At 33.9% G+C, this 12689-nt stretch carries 15 protein-coding genes; 2 read left to right on the top strand and 13 right to left on the bottom strand.

Translation table 11 applies throughout. The annotated features are described in order from the left end of the window. Positions 1 to 39: 39 nt before the first annotated feature. From coaD to ACFSC2_RS24085, 3 genes are all read right to left on the bottom strand, one after another. On the bottom strand, positions 40 to 498 hold the full coding sequence (gene coaD, locus ACFSC2_RS24095; protein ID WP_379813654.1) for a pantetheine-phosphate adenylyltransferase: 459 nt from the start codon (positions 496 to 498) through the stop codon (positions 40 to 42). Between the two features lie 345 nt (positions 499 to 843). Continuing rightward, positions 844 to 1536 (bottom strand): DUF421 domain-containing protein, encoded by a 693-nt coding sequence (locus tag ACFSC2_RS24090; RefSeq protein WP_379813653.1) that lies wholly within the window; start codon positions 1534 to 1536, stop codon positions 844 to 846. 349 nt (positions 1537 to 1885) lie between these two features. After that, positions 1886 to 2857, bottom strand: a complete 972-nt coding sequence (locus ACFSC2_RS24085; RefSeq protein ID WP_379813652.1) for a D-alanine--D-alanine ligase — start codon at positions 2855 to 2857, stop codon at positions 1886 to 1888. Positions 2858 to 3177: 320 nt separating this feature from the next. Between ACFSC2_RS24085 and ACFSC2_RS24080 the strand changes: the two genes are divergently transcribed. Together ACFSC2_RS24080 and ACFSC2_RS24075 are read left to right on the top strand one after the other, a co-directional pair. Beyond that, positions 3178 to 3798, top strand: coding sequence for a PASTA domain-containing protein (locus ACFSC2_RS24080; RefSeq protein ID WP_379813651.1), 621 nt, complete (start codon positions 3178 to 3180; stop codon positions 3796 to 3798). Then, positions 3788 to 4831, top strand: coding sequence for an RluA family pseudouridine synthase (locus tag ACFSC2_RS24075; RefSeq protein WP_379813650.1), 1044 nt, complete (start codon positions 3788 to 3790; stop codon positions 4829 to 4831). Before ACFSC2_RS24080 ends, ACFSC2_RS24075 begins: the two co-directional genes overlap by 11 nt. Before the next feature lie 82 nt (positions 4832 to 4913). On the opposite strand, the gene ACFSC2_RS24070 is transcribed toward ACFSC2_RS24075, so the two are convergent. The 10 genes from ACFSC2_RS24070 to ACFSC2_RS24025 form a co-directional block, all read right to left on the bottom strand. Next, positions 4914 to 5393: a hypothetical protein gene (locus tag ACFSC2_RS24070; RefSeq protein WP_379813649.1), complete on the bottom strand. Its 480-nt coding sequence runs from the start codon at positions 5391 to 5393 to the stop codon at positions 4914 to 4916. An 11-nt stretch (positions 5394 to 5404) separates the two neighbouring features. Then, positions 5405 to 6010 (bottom strand): 3-keto-alpha-glucoside-1,2-lyase-like domain-containing protein, encoded by a 606-nt coding sequence (locus ACFSC2_RS24065; protein WP_379813648.1) that lies wholly within the window; start codon positions 6008 to 6010, stop codon positions 5405 to 5407. Positions 6011 to 6138: 128 nt separating this feature from the next. Next, positions 6139 to 7362, bottom strand: coding sequence for an ATP-binding cassette domain-containing protein (locus tag ACFSC2_RS24060; RefSeq protein WP_379813647.1), 1224 nt, complete (start codon positions 7360 to 7362; stop codon positions 6139 to 6141). A 23-nt stretch (positions 7363 to 7385) separates the two neighbouring features. Next, entirely contained in the window at positions 7386 to 8231 is an 846-nt protein-coding gene (locus ACFSC2_RS24055; RefSeq protein ID WP_379813646.1) for a sulfurtransferase, read from the bottom strand. Between the two features lie 9 nt (positions 8232 to 8240). After that, the gene (locus ACFSC2_RS24050; RefSeq protein ID WP_379813645.1) at positions 8241 to 9095 is read right to left on the bottom strand and encodes a ThuA domain-containing protein; all 855 of its coding nucleotides are present in this window, start codon (positions 9093 to 9095) and stop codon (positions 8241 to 8243) included. A 17-nt stretch (positions 9096 to 9112) separates the two neighbouring features. Further along, the gene (locus ACFSC2_RS24045; RefSeq protein ID WP_379813644.1) at positions 9113 to 9502 is read right to left on the bottom strand and encodes a DUF1398 domain-containing protein; all 390 of its coding nucleotides are present in this window, start codon (positions 9500 to 9502) and stop codon (positions 9113 to 9115) included. A 159-nt stretch (positions 9503 to 9661) separates the two neighbouring features. Next, the gene (locus ACFSC2_RS24040; RefSeq protein ID WP_379813643.1) at positions 9662 to 10651 is read right to left on the bottom strand and encodes an alpha/beta fold hydrolase; all 990 of its coding nucleotides are present in this window, start codon (positions 10649 to 10651) and stop codon (positions 9662 to 9664) included. A 103-nt stretch (positions 10652 to 10754) separates the two neighbouring features. Beyond that, the gene (locus tag ACFSC2_RS24035) at positions 10755 to 11597 is read right to left on the bottom strand and encodes a maleylpyruvate isomerase N-terminal domain-containing protein (RefSeq protein ID WP_379813642.1); all 843 of its coding nucleotides are present in this window, start codon (positions 11595 to 11597) and stop codon (positions 10755 to 10757) included. Positions 11598 to 11672: 75 nt separating this feature from the next. Next, positions 11673 to 12110: an acyl-CoA thioesterase gene (locus tag ACFSC2_RS24030; RefSeq protein WP_073409155.1), complete on the bottom strand. Its 438-nt coding sequence runs from the start codon at positions 12108 to 12110 to the stop codon at positions 11673 to 11675. Positions 12111 to 12160: 50 nt separating this feature from the next. Next, positions 12161 to 12622 (bottom strand): SRPBCC family protein, encoded by a 462-nt coding sequence (locus ACFSC2_RS24025; protein ID WP_379813641.1) that lies wholly within the window; start codon positions 12620 to 12622, stop codon positions 12161 to 12163. Positions 12623 to 12689: the final 67 nt, after the last annotated feature.

Genomic DNA, 12689 nt, shown 5'->3' with positions numbered 1-12689 from the left:
TCCCTATAATATTGATAAAGTTTTTGGCATTTAACTGGATTATTTCTGAACTCGAACTGCATCGGGAACCAGCATTTCATATTCACCGCCATGACGCAATACATCACGCACAATGCTCGAACTGATAAATGAAGTACTTGCAGCTGTCAATAAGAATACGGTTTCTATTTTTGATAATTTTCTGTTGGTGTGTGCAATTGCTTTTTCGAATTCGAAATCGGCTGGATTTCTTAAACCTCTTAAAATAAAATTAGCTTTTAGTCTTTTAGCCAAATCAATTGTAAGTCCTTCATAAGTGATTACCGAAACTTTTGGTTCGTCTTTAAAAGTTTCTTCTATAAAACGTTTCCTTTCTTCTAATGAAAACATGTATTTTTTTTCGGCATTAACACCAATTGCGATTATAATTTCATCAAACAAAGGAATTCCTCTTTTGATAATATCTTCGTGACCTAAAGTGATTGGGTCAAATGATCCAGGGAATATGGCTTTACGCATTTTTTTTTCTTTTAAAGTTTCAAAGTTTCAAAGCTACAAAGGCGCAAAGGCGCAAAGGCTTTTTTTAAGGTTCTAAGATTTTGAGTTGCTAAGCTACTAAGATTTTTTCTTTTTTTAGGTTCAAAGGTTCAAAGATACAGAGGCGTAAAGGTATTTTCTTTTTTAGGTTCAAAGCTACAAAGGCACAAAGGCGCAAAGGATTTTTTTAAGGTTCTAAGGTTCTGAGTTTCTCAGCTGCTAAGGTTTTTCCTTTTTTGAAGGTTAAAGTTACAAAGACACAAAGGTTTTTATAACTTTTAATTGCTAAGTCTTGGAATTTGGAATTTAAATTTTGGAATTTAAACTTTATGTAATTCTCTTCGTATTAATAGATTCTACCCATTCTTCTTTTTTGCAGACTTTGCATATTGCTGTTCCTGCTTTTTGTTCTTGGGTGTGACCGCAGAAGGAACAAGAATAGATACCATCTTTTGGAATGAATTTACTTTTTGCATAGAATAAAGAAGGCAGAATAGGGAGGCCGTAGCCTACTTTTTCGTCTGCATAAAAATAAACGCTGATTTCGCCGCTCGTTTCTATAAAAGCATGTTTTACCTGACCTAAATGTTCAATTGATCTTATTCGTAATTCGGCGAAAAATTCGTCTTGTGCCAAGCTTTCTTTTTTAAAAGTCGATACAGAAAATTTTCCGTCGTTGATTAAACATTCCGTTTTACCTTCTATAAATTCTTCAAATCTTTTGCTTTTTCCTGTTAGCCAGGTTACAGAACGATATAGAATGATAATTACAGTAAAAACAATTGCTGCCGGAATTATCCCGACATCTTCATAAAACATTGGATCGCCGGCAGCAGAACCTAATGCTATGATAATTACGGTTTCGAAAATCGACAGTTGTTTTACGCCTCTTTTTCCCGCTAATTTTAGAGTCAGCAGTAAAATGATGAACATAACTGTCGAACGAAATATTACTTCGAGAACAAAGCTCTCTGGCAGATTGTTAAAAAGAAGTCTTTCCCACTCGAAGATTTGTTTCATTTTTTTAAGTTGCTAAGATTTTAAGAAACTAAGATACTAAGTTTTATTGTGAGTAATGTATTGAAATTTCCATGTTTGGAAGTAATTTTTTCTGTAAATTTTGATAAACTTTTAGTTGATCAAAAATGTACTATTGTTATTTTCTGTGCTTAGAAATTTAATCGCTAAGTGCGCTAGGAATTACGCGGAGTTCGCTAAGTTTTTGAAAGAGCCTTAAATAAATAAAGTTCGCAGAGCCTTATAAATAAAGCTTTTGCGAACTTTTATGTTTCTAAACTGACAAATCCTTGCGACCCTTGCGTAATTCTTAGCGCTCTTAGCGGTAAAAAAAACTTAGAACCTCAGCACCTTATTCCAAAGCCAGCTCAATTGCGTTTGTAAATAAATCTTCTAAAGAAATTCCAGCTGCTTTTGCTTGCTGTGGAATCAAACTTTCGGTTGTTAAACCTGGAATGGTGTTCATTTCCAGCATATACGGTTCGTTGTCCACAATGATGAATTCGCTTCTTGAGAAACCTTTCATTTTTAAAACCTCGTAAGCGCGTTTGGCAGTTTCTCCCACTTTTTTAGTCAATTCATCAGAGATTCTCGCAGGTGTGATTTCCTGAGATTTTCCTTCGTATTTGGCTTCGTAATCAAAGAAATCATTGTCTGAAACAATTTCTGTGATTGGTAAAACGATAATTTCTCCTTTGTAATTAATTACGCCCACAGAAACTTCAGTTCCGTCAAGGAAACTTTCGATGATGATTTCGTTATCTTCTTTATAAGCTACTTCAATTGCGATCGGAAGTTCTGCTTCTGTTTTTACTTTTGAGATTCCGAAACTAGAACCTGCTTTGTTTGGTTTTACAAAACATGGTAAACCGACTTTTTTTACAATTTCTGCTGTATTGATAACGTCTCCTTTGTTCAAATAATAAGAAATTGCCGTTTTGATTCCGTATGGTTTTAAAACCGATAATAAATCTCTTTTGTTGAATGTAAGAGCCGATTGGTAATAATCGCAAGAAGATTGTGGTAATCCGATTAATTCGAAATAAGCCTGCATTAATCCATCTTCGCCCGGAGTTCCGTGAATGGCATTGAAAACGCAGTCAAAAGTGATTTTTTCTCCGTTTACAGTTACCGAAAAATCATTTCTATCGATTGGAAATTCGGCATCTTTTTCGTCTACATAAACCCATTTTTCTTTAAAAATATGGATTCTGAATCCTTTAAATTTTGTTTTGTCAAGATATTGGTAAACGACATTTCCGCTGATTAATGAGATTTTGTATTCGCTGGAATAACCGCCCATGATGATGGCAATGTTTTTCATGTTTTTGTTTCAGGTTTTAATTTGTTTCAGGTTTCAGGTTTGCCTTAAAAATGTGTAAATCTGTTATTGAAACTTTATTGAATATATGATTTTTTAATAAATAACGTTCTTATGAAACCGAGTGCCTAGCCCTGATGGGAGCGGCATCCTTTTGCTTTTTTCTTTAAAAAGCAAAAGATACAGCGGACAGCAGGAAACAGCTCCTGAGAATTGAAATTCAGATTTTAAAATTCCAAATTCTAAAGATCTTTGTTTAAAACAAAATTATCATTTTTTTTGAAACGAAATACTTTATCTTTGTCGCTATTAAAAATAAATTTATGAGTTTAGGTCAGTATTTAACAAGCCGAGTTTTTTTCTTGCAATTGCTTGCTTCGGCAGCTATTATAGCTGTTATTGGTTATTTATTTATGCATTGGTTGACTTTTACAACTGATCACGGACACGAAATCGAAGTTCCGAATTTGGCTAAATTAACAGAAGAACAAGTAGAAGCGAAACTAGATGATTTAGATTTGGATTATGTGCTTTTGGATAGTGTTGATTATAGAAGTGAATTCCCAAAATATAGCGTTGTAGAGCAAGATCCGCTTCCTGGAACTAAGGTAAAAGTGGGTAGAAAAATTTATATTAAAATTAATGCTTCTGGTTTTTCTTCTGTGAAAATTCCTGATTTAATCGAAAAAACGTATCGTGAAGCAGTTCCTACTTTAAAAGCTTTAGGACTTGAGCCGGGAACAATTACATATATTCCGAATCTTGGAAAAGATATGGTTCTTGAAATGCGTTTGAAAGGAAGAAACTTAAAAGTTGGAGATCGTGTGCTTAAAGCGTCTAAAATCGATTTGGTTTTAGGAGACGGAAAAGCAAGTTATGTAGATGAAAGCCAAGCAGACAGTACAGCAACTGAGCCTGCAGAAACCCAAAATGATGAACAATAATATTGAAGAAAACTTAGATCTGGAAGACGAATTATTCGAACATTACAGATTTGAAGTCCCAAAAGGTCAAGCGTTTTTGCGTATTGACAAATATTTAATGTATTTGATTCCGAATGCCACGCGAAATAAAATTCAGAATGCGGCAACCAATGGAAACATTTTTGTAAATGATATTCCGATAAAATCAAATTATAAAGTAAAACCCTTTGATGTGATAACGGTTATGTTGTCGCATCCTCCATTTGAAAATCATATTCTTCCTGAGGATATTCCGTTGAATATTGTTTATGAAGACGATGCTCTTTTATTAATCAACAAAGAGCCGGGAATGGTTGTGCATCCAGGTCACGGAAATTATACTGGAACTTTGGTAAACGCTTTGGCGCATCATTTTGATAATCTACCAATGAACAGCAGTGAACGCCCAGGTTTGGTGCATCGAATTGATAAAGATACTTCTGGACTTCTAGTGGTAGCAAAAACCGAAGCGGCAATGACGCATTTGGCTAAGCAATTTGAAGCCAAAACAACCGAACGTGAGTATATTGCTCTTGTGTGGGGAAATGTTGCTGCAGAAAGTGGTACTATTGAAGGAAACTTGGCAAGACACTTAAAAGACCGCATGCAAATGGCTGTTTTTGATGATCCTGAAGTTGGAAAACCTGCTATTACGCATTATAAAGTTTTGGAACGTTTTGGTTATGTAACTCTGATTTCCTGCAAGTTAGAAACCGGAAGAACACACCAGATTCGTGCACACATGAAACATATCGGGCATCCGTTGTTTAATGACGAACGTTATGGCGGTCATTTGATTTTGAAAGGAACGACTTTTACAAAATACAAACAGTTTATTGAAAATTGTTTTAAAGCGTTGCCACGTCAGGCGCTGCATGCGAAAACACTTGGATTTGTTCACCCAAACACGGGAGAATTAATGCGTTTTGATACCGAATTACCAGATGATTTTAAAGAATGTATTGAGAAATGGCGTAATTATGTGAAATCGCATAATACAGATGAGGAAGAATAATCAATTAGAAAATTAGTTAATTTGTCAATTAGATAATTTCTATTGTATGTATAAAATAAAAAGCTCCTAATTGGAGCTTTTTTTATTCTTTTTTGACTTTTCGATCTAAAAATAATGAAACTGTTTCGGCAAGTTCTTGAGCTTCTTTTTCTTGTAATCTTTTCTTAATAGTATAATCATGAGATGAATCTGGAAAAATATCCAGATAGACCATCCACCCAATATTGTGTTTGTTGATATAACAGATATTCACAGATTTTAGTTTGTAAAGCGGACAGTGAAATTTATTGTTGATGTATAAATCTTCGTCTTTTATTGTGATTACGTGATACTTGTTTTTGTACCACTCAAAATGATCTTTAAATACAATACAGCCTACAATTATAATACAAACAGTTAATGACAGCCATTTACTTTGTAATGTTTGTAAATTTATTTGTGTAAGCGCTATAATTAGCATTGAAACGATAAAAAGGATTGGAAAAATTAAGGATGATTTTATTAAATCAAATGAAATAATCATTTCTTTATCGCTGTTCTGCTGAATATTGTAGTTTTTCATTTGGTATAAAATTAAAGAGTTTTAATCTTTAAATTTTTCATTTGTACTTTTCCATTCGTTAAGAAACCAATTTTCCCTTTCTGACTGAGATTTTGTTTTTCCAGCGAACATACTAAAGACGTATTTTCGTCTACAATAAACTGCAGCTGTTTGTTTTGCACTTGTATTTTTACTTTATGCCAAACGTTGGAAGAGAAATCGAAAGGTTTCTTTAAAATTGTTGGACCGCCTCGTTTGCCATATTCATCACTGTTTTTGTCATAAATTCCTCTGCCAATAAAAATGTTTTGATCGATATTATACAAATAAGTTCGGATGTAATTTTGACCTTCAAAATTCAACATAACTTCAAATAAATTGCCGCTTGTTAAATTAATTTCAAAAGTAATTTCATAGTTTTCAGGCAAATCTTTTTTTGAAGTTATGCCAGCCCAATGTTCCGGTGAACCTGTTCCGTTTAAAGATTGATTTTCCAAAGTCCATTCTTTGGGATCATACTTCCAATCTTTTTCTAGTTTCGATTTTTCGGAGATTTGATATTCTTTTTTAGAAGTTGAAATTGTCGATGAACACGAAATTAAAACCAATAAAAAAAGAAACATTATTATATATTTCATTTAATACTGTTTGATAAAGTTTGAAACTTATTTTTCTTTTAATTGGTAAGAGGTTAAGCAGGTCAAGAATTGCTTAATTTTCTTAATCCCATAAAGGTTTATAAAATATCCTAATTCAATTCAGAATGTTATTTTATTTGACCAGTTGAACCTGTTTCTGCCGGCAAAAGTTCGAAAACGGAAGTGGGAGCGAGGCCTTGTTCTATTCTATGAGAAACGTAAACAATTGTAACATTTGTTTCTTGTTTTATGGTATTGATTAATTGGATAACTAACTCTACATTTTCGTCGTCCAGACCTTCAACAGGCTCGTCTAGAATTAATAACGGCGGATGTTTTAAAACGGCGCGAACGATTAACGCAACTCGCTGCTGTCCTACAGAAAGATCTATGAAGCGTTTTTTACGCAAATGCGTCATTTCAATAACTTCCAGCCATTGATTTACCAAGTTTTTTTGATGCGTTGTAGGTTCTGTATACAATCCGATCGAATCAAAGAAACCTGATAAGATCATTTGTTCCAGAGTGTGACCTTTTTGAAATAAATCGGTCATTGAAGTCGTGAAGATTCCGATTTGTTTTTTAATGTCCCAAACGCTTTCTCCAGTTCCTTTTTTTCTTCCAAACAAAAATAAATTCTGCCCAAAACCTTTCGGATTATCTCCTGTAATCAAAGAGAGAATAGTACTTTTTCCAGAACCATTTGGACCGATTAACTGCCAGAATTCCCCTTGTTTTATTGTCCATGAAATGTTGTTCAGGATTTTTCGATCTTCGTAACTTACCGAAACTTCTTCGAGTTTAATTAAAACACTTTCGTCAAAAGAATGTGGTTCTAAAGGCTTGGGAATTGAAGCGGTATTTAAAGTTTTAAAGTGATTTTCGGTTTTTGAAATAGGATGCAGTTCAAATGTATTGTCATTAATCTGCGCTTTATTCGGAACAAATTCAAGAACATCAACCGTTCGATTTAAAAGCTGGATAATTGCAATGTCATTGGTCAAATCTTTTAATGAATCGGCTAAAATTACTCTCGAAGCCTGATCTAAATGATCGAACGGATTATCAAAAATGATGAAATCTGGTTTTTGGTTGATACAATATTTTAAGAATTCTTTTTTACGTTCGCCCGAAGAAAAAGTACGAAGCTGTCTGTGTGAATCTTTTGAAGCTTCGACGCTGTCATATTGAAACTCTTTTTCGATGAATTTTTCGATAGCGATATCCGAAAACAGAATTCCTTTTAGATTATTAAAAACGGCCAATTCGCCTTTAGCTTCTCCGTTTAAGATGTTATCAATAAAAGCTTTTTTATTTACCTGATTTGATAAAAGTATATCCCAATGCTGCATTATGTATTCTATAAAAGTATTAATTATTGTTTCAAGGTCATTTCGCGGTCGTTTCTAGACCATTCGCTCCACGAACCTACGTATAGTTTTGGAATCGGAATTCCGGCGTAATCCATTGCTAATAAGGTATGACAGGCTGTAACACCAGAACCGCAATGGACGATTATGTTTTCTGGATTTTTATCTCCCAGTATTGATTTGTATTTTTCTGCCAAAATTGCTGCTGCTTTGAAAAGGCCGCTTTCGTCCAGATTTTCTGTTAACGGAATATTTATCGCTCCCGGAATATGTCCTGCAATTAAATCTAAAGGTTCTGTAAGGCCGTCGTATCTGTTTTTATCACGAACATCAATTATGATGTTTTGATCGGTTTTACGGGCAATTTCGACTTCATCAATAGCAGCTAAAGGTAATTGCCAGTTTTGAATTGGATAATCTGTTTTTGGAAAAAATTCCTCTCCAGAATTTGTTGGAAAACCAAATGTAATTGCTGCTTGATATCCGCCGTTTAAAACCTGAATTTTTTCATGACCAACGGCACGCATCATCCACCAAAATCTCGCAGCAAAATTAGAACCGTTTTTATCATCATAAACCACAACATGGCTTTCTGGAGAAATCCCAAGGGAAGAAAGTGTTTTAGAAAAATCTTCTATTGAGGGTAAAGGATGTCTTCCGCCATTGGCTGGATTTTCTGGAATTGCAGCCAAATCACGATTTAAATCTACAAACCGAGCCTCTTTTAAATGTTGATTTTGGTAATTTTCAAAAGCATTTGCACCCGCTCTTGCATCGACTAAAATGATTTCAGCAAGATTGAGCTGGCTTAATTCTTCAGCGGAAATTATTGGAGAAAAAGAAGTTGACATTTTAGTATATTATTTTCTTGAATTTCCAAGCCAAAGCAGGGCATTCAAAATTAAATCGTTTTGTATTTTGTTCTCAAAAGTAAAAGACAGCGTTTTATTGGTTCCGTGTTCGTAATCAATATCATTGTGCCCCATATTGACGTAGAGCATTTTGTATTTTTTGTTTGTCCAAACTACCGGATAATAACCGTTATGCCAGATTTCGTGTGCCTTTGGACCAGTTCCTAACGGAAAACTAGATTCGTCGATTGCTAGTAAAATTTCAATATCTGGGTTTTTCGTCAGATCATTCGACCAGCGATACCATTCGTTTGGCGCAGACGTAAAAGTTTTTGGCAGATTCTTGGTAACAGCATGTTGATTTTCAACTCTTAAAACCGCCGAAGTTGGTCTCCATGTATTGCTTCCGTATTCGCCAGAACCTAGAAAAGTATTGTGATACCAATTCCAATCCTGCGGATAACTCGAATTTTTTAAAGCGAAAGCCGAAAAATGAAACCCAATAAAACCACCGCCATTTTTCATGTACTTTTGAAATGCTTCTCGCTGTTCTTTCTTTTCTGGACGTGTGTCTAAAAATAAAACCACTTGATATTTGGCTAAAAACGTAGCATTCAGATTATCCCAATTGCTGGTTGAATCGTATTGAAAATGATTTTCAGCAGCTAATTTTGGAAAGTATTTATTGGCTTCATGCACATAGCTTATATGCGCCTGATCGTTTTGAGCCGTATAAAAAGCAATTACTTTAAATTTCGTATGCTTTTTATTAGTTTGCGAAAAACTTGAAAAAGAAATAAATAAAAGAACAGCCAATAAGATTTTCTTAAAAGCTGTGGTTGGTTTTTGGTTAGAAAATAACATTGATTAATTTTAAGAAATTAACTTGGAATTTTTTCAATCAAAATTTCGTTTCCAGACTTATCAAAATAAGTACAAGTCATTTCTACAATATCAACTCTCCATTTCGCAATTCCTGCTTGAGCACAATGATTACAGAATGTCATATAATCGGTTTCGCCATGCTGATGTTTAACCAAATTTTCTATAAAAAGTTCTTTGTTTGCAAAATCGGCAACTGTGATTGTTGCATATTTTTCTTCCGCTTCCGCAGTATAATTGTTTAATCCGTAGTAAACAACACTTCCGTCATGAACATAAGTATCATAACCTTTTACGCCTAAAATGATCAGGTCTTGAATGTAATTTGGAAAATCGGCTCCGCTTTTTACTTTTGAATGTGCTTCTTTGATTTGTTCTATTGTAAACATGTTTTTTTATTTTAGATTGTTGATTTTAGATTTTAGATTTTTTGCCACGAATTACACGAATTTACACAAATTAAGCCTTTGAAATGATTAAAAATTAGTGCTAATTCGTGAATTGCTTCGCCTGTTCGCTGTCGCTCGAGTCGTGGCAAAAAAAAATATTTATTTCAAAAATACGATTAATGGTTTTATAAATTGATCAAAAGATTCAATATGTGGCAAATGTCCTGTATTTGGAATTTCGACTAATTTCGCATTCGGAATTGCTTTCTGTGTTTTTTTGCCTAACTCAGCATAATTTCCCATCGTTTTCTGAACTTCTGCCGAAACTAAAGGTTTTCCTAAAGCGGTTTTGTCTCTTGTTCCGATTAATAAAAGTGTTGGACTTTTGATGTTTTTAAATTCATATAAAACAGGCTGTGTAAAAATCATGTCGTAAAGTAAAGCAGAATTCCATGCCACGCGATCGTAATCCGGCGCTGTTGTCCAGCCGGCGCCGAGTTCTGCCCATTTTTGATAATCGGCATTCCATTTTCCATCGTAATAATTCGCCATTTGATATTTTTTGATGGCTTCGTAATTCTGTTTTAATTCAGATTCAAACCACCAATCTACAGGTTTGTATGGAACGACTAATTTCCAATCTTCCAAGCCAATTGGATTTTCTAAAACTAATTTTTCTGTAGTTTCAGGATATAACAAAGCAAAACGAGTTGCGAGCATGCCACCCATAGAATGGCCTAAAACTGTAGTTGTTTCAATTCCTAAATGTTCTAAAAGTTTTTTGGTGTTTTGTGCTAATTGCTGAAAAGTATATTGAAAATTATCAGGTTTTGTCGATTTTCCGAAACCAATTTGGTCGGGAACAATTACACGGAAACCTTCTTTTGTTAAAGCTTTTATGGTTGTTTCCCAATATGCTCCGTTGAAGTTTTTTCCATGAAGTAAAACCACATTTTTATTGTTGTAATTGTTTGGTTTAATATCCATATATGCCATTTTAAGAGCTTGACGCTGATTGTTCAATTCTAAAAAATGTACTGGAAAAGGATATTCGTAATTGGTTAAATTGATGTCTAATGACTTGATTTTCTGTTCTTGTGCCGAGCAAAAAACAGGTAATAAAAGTATAAGGAGTTTTAAGGTTTTCATTTCAAAAGCAGTTTTTATTAGGATTATAAATTTACCGCTATGCATTTTTAAAACCAAAAATTACACTCTTAAAGTTATCTCAAAAAAGCGATTGAGTTAAAAATTAAGCCATTACAGCAACAACGTTTAGGGCAATTTTACCGAGTTCTTTGTCGCCGGTAATGTTGACTTTTTCTAAAGCCTCAATAGGGGACATTCCTTTAGAAAATAAAAGCCACGCATCTTGAGGCGCTATTTCTACAGATGCGGATGGTTCTTCTTCTAAAGAATCAATAAAAGACCAATGATTTTCTTTTTTAATGATACTCCATTTTCCACCAATTTCAGTTGATACAATCAAAGATACAATTGTATTAACTGGTGCTTTTGTATCTCTGTAGGTATGCGGGAGCGCTTGGACAAAAGTATTTATAAATGGATAAAATAATTCTCTCGTAAAAAGAGCCTGTTTGCCAACAGCATCCCTAATTTGTTGTTGATGAAGGAATTTTTCGGTATATTCTCGTGCAATATGAAACCAGTTCAAAGAAGTTTCTTCGCCTGCCCATGCAACCGAAAAAATGGCGTTTTCGTTTGGGTTTAATATCTCTAAATGTTTAGAATATTCTTTTCCAGTAGTTTCTAATAAATTAATTATAACATTTGGACTTAATCTTTTTGCAGCATTTGTCCAAGTCATATTCAATTGATTAAGAAAATCTACTAAATCGCTGTAAGAATTAATATTTTCAGGTTTTTCACCAAAATAACGATCTCTGGAAATAGATAATCCGCGTAAGTTTCCGTCTAATAAATGTGATGCAATGTCTTTAACCAGCCATTTTTTTGCCACAGTTTTAGCGTGCCATTCTTCTTCTGTTAATGATGTAAGCAGCTCAATTAACAGCTGGTCTAAAATAGGAAAGAGGTGAATGGTTTCAATTGGTTTTGCTGGTGCAGATTTCATCACTATTTGTATTTCACTAATTTGTAAAAATTCCTTTTCACAAGAAATGCATTTTGTGAAAAGGATTAAAATTTTTTAAAGTCCCACGAAATCATCACTTTTTGGGAAAATACTTAATGCCTGAATAGCAATTTCTGGAGTTGGAGATGCTAGTTTTCTCAATTTAGTATCCATCCAAGCACCATCAACAGTAATAGTTGCGCAAAGTGTGTCGTCTTCTCTTCTAAATTCGTGAATGATTGACCAACGCGAAGCATCAGCTTTCATTTTTGAAGTTTTAGTATGAATGAATATTTTGTCTGAAAGTTTTAATTCTTTTCTAAAAACACATTCTTCTCTAAACAAAACAGGGCCAAAACCTTGTGTCTGCATAACTTTTAGCGTTAAGCCCAATTCTTCTAAGATTTCGATACGATGCTGCGCACCAAAATCGTAATAAGCACTGTGACGAACATGAAAGTTTGGGTCAAGATCTGACCAGCGAAAAGAGATTTCTTTTATAAATGATGCCATTTTTTTAATTGTAATTTAATGAGAAACCGAAATTACGAATAAAAAGTTGTCTAAGAAATCATTTTCCCCAATTCAACTTCAAGCTTATCAAAATTCTCTTCGTTTTTGTCCACCACATACGGTTTTAATTTTTGACATTCTTCTACGGTTTCAAAAAGCATTTTAAAAACTACTTTAGTTTCCTTTTCAGAAATGGCTTCAAAAGTCGTTAAGATTTGAAATAAAGGCTTCGAATAACGTTTCCATGCAATAAGATTTGGTTCGTCAATTTTAATGAATTCAACGTCATTTTCATAGTTTCCCTGCTCAGGACCGTGCATGGTAAAAGTCCATTTACCGCCTTCGCGAAAGTCAAATACGTGAAAAGTATTGGTAAAACCTTTTGGTCCCCACCAGTTTTTTAAATGTTCTGGATTGCTCCAGGCTTTAAAAACAAGTTTTTGAGGAAAACTCAGAATTCTTGAAGTAACAATTTCAGATTCTGGTGTTGTTGAAAGAATCGTTGAAGACATTTTAATAACAGATTAAATTAGACCGAAATGTTACTTATAAAATTACATTTTTTTGCTGATAATCAAT

The organism is Flavobacterium artemisiae (assembly GCF_042678225.1).
Classification (GTDB): domain Bacteria; phylum Bacteroidota; class Bacteroidia; order Flavobacteriales; family Flavobacteriaceae; genus Flavobacterium; species Flavobacterium artemisiae.
This window is presented reverse-complemented; position numbering and strand designations above follow the sequence as displayed.

What these genes read in the sequence shown, in the direction of transcription:
- ACFSC2_RS24090 (WP_379813653.1), bottom strand. Translation starts at nt 1,536, where the DNA reads ATGAAACAAATCTTCGAGTGGGAAAGACTTCTTTTTAACAATCTGCCA.
- ACFSC2_RS24055 (WP_379813646.1), bottom strand. Translation starts at nt 8,231, where the DNA reads ATGTCAACTTCTTTTTCTCCAATAATTTCCGCTGAAGAATTAAGCCAG.
- ACFSC2_RS24085 (WP_379813652.1), bottom strand. Translation starts at nt 2,857, where the DNA reads ATGAAAAACATTGCCATCATCATGGGCGGTTATTCCAGCGAATACAAA.
- ACFSC2_RS24025 (WP_379813641.1), bottom strand. Translation starts at nt 12,622, where the DNA reads ATGTCTTCAACGATTCTTTCAACAACACCAGAATCTGAAATTGTTACT.
- ACFSC2_RS24065 (WP_379813648.1), bottom strand. Translation starts at nt 6,010, where the DNA reads ATGAAATATATAATAATGTTTCTTTTTTTATTGGTTTTAATTTCGTGT.
- ACFSC2_RS24070 (WP_379813649.1), bottom strand. Translation starts at nt 5,393, where the DNA reads ATGAAAAACTACAATATTCAGCAGAACAGCGATAAAGAAATGATTATT.
- coaD (WP_379813654.1), bottom strand. Translation starts at nt 498, where the DNA reads ATGCGTAAAGCCATATTCCCTGGATCATTTGACCCAATCACTTTAGGT.
- ACFSC2_RS24075 (WP_379813650.1), top strand. Translation starts at nt 3,788, where the DNA reads ATGAACAATAATATTGAAGAAAACTTAGATCTGGAAGACGAATTATTC.
- ACFSC2_RS24060 (WP_379813647.1), bottom strand. Translation starts at nt 7,362, where the DNA reads ATGCAGCATTGGGATATACTTTTATCAAATCAGGTAAATAAAAAAGCT.
- ACFSC2_RS24040 (WP_379813643.1), bottom strand. Translation starts at nt 10,651, where the DNA reads ATGAAAACCTTAAAACTCCTTATACTTTTATTACCTGTTTTTTGCTCG.
- ACFSC2_RS24030 (WP_073409155.1), bottom strand. Translation starts at nt 12,110, where the DNA reads ATGGCATCATTTATAAAAGAAATCTCTTTTCGCTGGTCAGATCTTGAC.
- ACFSC2_RS24045 (WP_379813644.1), bottom strand. Translation starts at nt 9,502, where the DNA reads ATGTTTACAATAGAACAAATCAAAGAAGCACATTCAAAAGTAAAAAGC.
- ACFSC2_RS24035 (WP_379813642.1), bottom strand. Translation starts at nt 11,597, where the DNA reads ATGAAATCTGCACCAGCAAAACCAATTGAAACCATTCACCTCTTTCCT.
- ACFSC2_RS24050 (WP_379813645.1), bottom strand. Translation starts at nt 9,095, where the DNA reads ATGTTATTTTCTAACCAAAAACCAACCACAGCTTTTAAGAAAATCTTA.
- ACFSC2_RS24080 (WP_379813651.1), top strand. Translation starts at nt 3,178, where the DNA reads ATGAGTTTAGGTCAGTATTTAACAAGCCGAGTTTTTTTCTTGCAATTG.